The sequence below is a fragment of the Pseudorhodobacter sp. E13 genome, from assembly GCF_003991405.1.
Classification (GTDB): domain Bacteria; phylum Pseudomonadota; class Alphaproteobacteria; order Rhodobacterales; family Rhodobacteraceae; genus Pseudorhodobacter.
The window spans coordinates 1-4,360 of the sequence record NZ_RPEN01000113.1 but is presented as its reverse complement, the minus strand read 5'-3'; the positions used below and the strand labels follow the sequence as shown (position 1 = coordinate 4,360).

The following is a 4,360-nucleotide window of genomic DNA, read 5'->3' as shown; positions in this document are numbered from 1 at the left end:
GGCCGTCCTCAACCCTTTCGGCCTCGTCGAGGATGGAAAGGATCAGTTCAACCCGCTCGACTACATCCGGCCCCACGAGCTGGCGCGCGACGTGGCCCTGGTTGCGGACGGTCTGGTCAAACCGGAACAAGGCGACGGGGCACATTTTTCGGAAATGGCCCGCCAGCTGGTCGCGGCGGCGATCGAGGTGATCGTGACGCAAGAGGAACCGGACCGGCGCCATCTGATCGCCGTGGCCGATCTGCTGATGTCGGCAAACCTCGACGGCACCCTTCAGGCTTGGGCAGAGAACAAGGACATCGTCGGCCACCGCCCGGCCCAGACTGCTGCCACCATTCTGCGCGCGGGCGACCGCGAACGCGGCTCGATCCAGACGGCGGTCTCGAAAGCCTTCGAGTGGATGCAGTCGGACAACATGCGCCACTTCCTGGCCGGATCCAGCTTCCGCCTGGATGATCTGCTCGACGATCAGGTCGATCTCTTCATCGTGGTGCCGCTCGATCAGGTGGACAAGCAAGCGATCTTCATGCGCCTGTTCATCAACCTTGTCCTGGGCACGGTCGTGCGCCAGGACGGGCGGCGCAAGGTAAAGGCTCCGATCCTGCTGGTTCTCGATGAATTCGTGCGGATGGGCCGCATGGAGCAGATCATGAACATTGCCAACGTCGCCGCAGGGGCCGGTGTCGAAGCCCTGTTCGTCACCCAGGACACGGGCCAGGTCGAAAAAGCCTATGGGCCGAACGATGCGCGCTCGATTTTTGGCTCCTGCATCACCAAGCGCGTCTTCAACCTCAACGATATTGAAACCGCTGAATGGGCTGCGCGCCACCTCGGGGAAAGCACTGTCTATTCTCAGCAAATTCGAGAGGGGAAGGCTCCGAACGAGGGGCGGGATTTTTCTTACTCGGAGCAGCGTCAGAAGCTCATGACGGCTGAGCAGATCACGGGCATGAAGGCAGATGATCTGCTGCTGTTGGTGGGTAACCGCAACCCGCTCAAGGCGAAGCAGAATGTGTATTTCAAGAGCAAGACCTACCGTGGAAGATTCGATCAGAACCCACTGAATTGAATTGATTGCCTGAGTTGTCCACAGGCCTAGTGTGTTAAATATGTGTTAAATATAGTGTTAAGCTGTTTTTGGGGCCTGTTTTACTACGTTGAATCAACATGTTACGCAGTCAGTCGGTAACTAAAAACACGAATCTTGGTAACTGAAAACACGAAATTTGGTAACTGAAAACACGAATCTTGACATGGGTAACTGAAAACACGAATGTGCTACCATGGTAACTGAAAACACGAACCCACTGACACCCCTCTTGCCTGATCGTCACCCTCAGCACGATCTGTTCATCTGTGACGTTGCAGACGCTGTTCTCAAGGACGTCATGCAACATATGGAGCATCCGTTCTACTCACTCTCCAAGAAGCCAGAGACTTCTGTGAAACGTTATAGGAACGGTGATCACTGGTTAGAAATCACGCCGAGTGTCAAAGGGCTGGCAACCATCTATGACAAGGACATCCTGATTTACTGCATCAGTCAGATCATGGCGAAACTTAAACATGGGGAACCGGTCTCGCCCCGCGTTCGTATCAATTCGCACGAACTCCTGATTTTCACGAACCGTGGCACCAGTGGTCGAGAATACATCTCACTTATGGATGCGCTTGACCGGTTGGAAGGCACGCGGATCAGAACGAACATCGTTTCTGGTGACGAAGAACAGATTGATGGGTTCGGGTTGATAGACGCCTCCTCCATCCGTCGAAAGCAAGGCCTCGACGGTCGTTTGCTCTGGTGTGAGGTCAAGCTGTCGGACTGGGTCTTCAATGCAATCAAAAACGAAGAGGTGCTGACCCTTCACCGCGACTACTTTCGCTTGCGCAAGCCGATTGAACGCCGCGTTTACGAGCTGGCGCGCAAGCACTGTGGCCAGCAAAAGAGCTGGAAGATTACCCTAAAGCACCTGCTTATGAAGTCTGGGTCGCAAAGCCCAGAAAAGCGATTTCGTCAGATGATTAAGCAGCTGGCGGTTCATGATCACCTGCCAGATTATCAAGTGTTCTTCGATGAAGTGGCGGACATGGTGGTTTTTACCAATCGCGGCACGATGACTCCGCCCTCCCTTATCGAAGGGCGTATTCCTCCACTGAAGTCTGAAACCTACGATAGGGCGCGACAGGCCGCGCCTGGTTGGGATGTACGTCACCTGGAAAGTGAGTGGCGTGACTGGATCGTGGAGGCTCCGAGGGATGTGGATGCCGCATTCGTAGGCTTTTGCCGTAAGTGGTTCGAGAAGCGCGGCAGACCATAACTGGATTTAAAACCGGTTATTGATTTAAATCCGGTATCAAATTTTATTCCGGTATTGGAAATTTTCCCGGTAAGTGATATGTTTCCGGTAATGAAAATAGTATGAGGCCGAGCAATGCCCGTCATCGTCATGGCAAGCCCCAAAGGGGGCGTCGGAAAATCCACATGTGCTGTAATCTTGGCCACGGAGTTCGCTCGGATGGGAGCTCAAGTGACAGTCTTGGACTGCGACCCCAACAAGTCACTGACCCGATGGGCATCTCACGGACTCCCCAAAGGTGTGACGCTTCATCAGGATATAGGGCGCTCTGAGATAGTGCCGACGATCAGGGCATCAGATGGCGATGGGCAGATCGTGATTGTTGATCTTGAAGGCGTAGCATCGCAGCTTGTCAGTCGCGCTATCTCTCAAGCAGATCTGGTTATCGTCCCGATGCAGCCAACGGCACTCGACGCGGAGATCGGGTCTGAAGCCTTGGCTTTGATCCGAGAAGAGGAAGAGGCGCTTGGCCGCACAATCCGTCACGCCGTTGTTCTGACCAAAACAAGCGCAGCTGTGAAAAGCCGCGTTCAAAAGGAGCTGGAACTACAGCTGCGCGGGGCAGGGATCGACGTCATCGAGCCATCCCTCGTCGCGCGCGCAGCGTTTTCAGAAATCTTCGCTTATGGCGGTGATCTGGCCGCGATGATGAAAGACCCTGACATGGTAACTGGCGGCAAGGTCGATAAGGCATTGGAGAACGCCAAAGATTTCACGGAGGCTGTCTATGAGCGGCTCAAATAGGCTTGCAGGGCTGAAGGCCAAACCAAAAGACACCACGGCTGCTGAGGTCCGCCGCGTTGACGAGGTTGGAGAGGCGAGGGGGTTTCTCGATCGAACCCCACGCAAGAAACCAGGGCGTAAACCAAGCCCTCGCACCTATCAGCTGCACCCGAAGGTCTTCCCTGAAGTCGGGGAAGCGATTGCCGCTGAAGCTGAGCGAGTTGGCATCACGCAGGGCCAGCTAATAGAGATGATGTGGGAAGCATATCAAAGACAAAAGCTCTAACGATGTCAGTTGTTTACTGTGCAAAACCTGTTCAAACAAACCGAACCACCTCTTGCTGCCAAGGGGATAAAGCGAATTGACAAATTCAACGGAAGTCCATCCAGACTACGACCCACAATGGTTAGATCAAAGTTCGCTGAAAATTTTCTGGCAATCTGCATTTCAGCTATCTGGTAGTTGGTCTGGCCCGTGGCCTCCTCGCGAAATTCACCACACAAATGCCAGATTGTGGAATGGCTTGGCTCGGCGTTATTTTCTAGACTACAAACAAATACAAATGTGCGAAGAATTCGGGATTGATATTCCTGAACTTCCAGAGGAACAGATAGACGGCTTGAGAGAGGTTCTCATCGCAAAGAGTGGCCTGTCGCCAGAGCGGGTTGCTGAATGCGGAAGCAGCATCAATTTTGATAACCAAATATTCCACGATGAACTAAACCTTGTTGGAATGGTTTTTCCAACAACATTCCATGGAGATTATGCAAGATTTATAGAGGGAGTAACTCTCACAGGGTCAGTTTTCCTTTGCGTCACGTATTTACCCAATACTTCAATAGCGCGATGCGATATTCGTGATTGTCGGTTTCTCGATTTTGTAAACATATCAAATGCAACCATAGGCAATCTAGATGCTTCAAACGCGTCTTTTTCCGAGGGGCTCTACTGTGAAAAAACAAAAATTGGTGGATGCAGTTTTGAAGGTTGTAAATTTGACCGGCATTTGAATATTTGCTTTTCTGAGTTTGAACTCCCACCGTCATTCCACAGTGCAAGTTTGTGCGATCTAATTGAAATCGAAGGAGTAAAATGGCCCCCAGTCCCAAAGGAAAGAGAAAGTGCGCTCCAACACGCCAAAAACTATGAGAGTCTTCGTCGGCACCTTTCTAGTGTTCTGAGTCTGACGCTTGTTACCGATTTCCGCGAATTTCATCGAGTTTGTCCAGCGCGCGGCGTTCGCGGGTAAGGATGTCTTGCGCCGACTTTGTCCAGACGA

The 4,360-nt window shown here is 52.5% G+C and carries 5 protein-coding genes; all 5 read left to right on the top strand.

The features are described 5' to 3' along the window. A partial coding sequence (locus EGN72_RS19365) for a type IV secretory system conjugative DNA transfer family protein (protein ID WP_233586971.1) occupies positions 1-1,069 on the top strand: 1,069 nt, incomplete at its 5' end. A gap of 214 nt (positions 1,070-1,283) precedes the next feature. Next, entirely contained in the window at positions 1,284-2,318 is a 1,035-nt protein-coding gene (locus tag EGN72_RS00465; RefSeq protein WP_127044712.1) for a replication initiator protein A, read from the top strand. A gap of 114 nt (positions 2,319-2,432) precedes the next feature. Then, positions 2,433-3,101, top strand: coding sequence for a ParA family protein (locus tag EGN72_RS00460; protein WP_127044711.1), 669 nt, complete (start codon positions 2,433-2,435; stop codon positions 3,099-3,101). After that, positions 3,085-3,366: a chromosome partitioning protein ParB gene (locus EGN72_RS00455; protein WP_127044710.1), complete on the top strand. Its 282-nt coding sequence runs from the start codon at positions 3,085-3,087 to the stop codon at positions 3,364-3,366. The genes EGN72_RS00460 and EGN72_RS00455 overlap by 17 nt, the downstream gene beginning before the upstream one ends. A gap of 76 nt (positions 3,367-3,442) precedes the next feature. Next, positions 3,443-4,330 carry a hypothetical protein gene (locus tag EGN72_RS00450; protein WP_127044709.1) on the top strand — a complete coding sequence of 296 codons (888 nt, stop codon included), beginning with the start codon at positions 3,443-3,445 and terminating at the stop codon, positions 4,328-4,330. Positions 4,331-4,360 lie beyond the last annotated feature (30 nt).

Bases quoted from the DNA above. Each gene is read 5' to 3' on its own strand.
- EGN72_RS00455 (WP_127044710.1), top strand. From the start codon at position 3,085: ATGAGCGGCTCAAATAGGCTTGCAGGGCTGAAGGCCAAACCAAAAGAC.
- EGN72_RS00465 (WP_127044712.1), top strand. From the start codon at position 1,284: ATGGTAACTGAAAACACGAACCCACTGACACCCCTCTTGCCTGATCGT.
- EGN72_RS00460 (WP_127044711.1), top strand. From the start codon at position 2,433: ATGCCCGTCATCGTCATGGCAAGCCCCAAAGGGGGCGTCGGAAAATCC.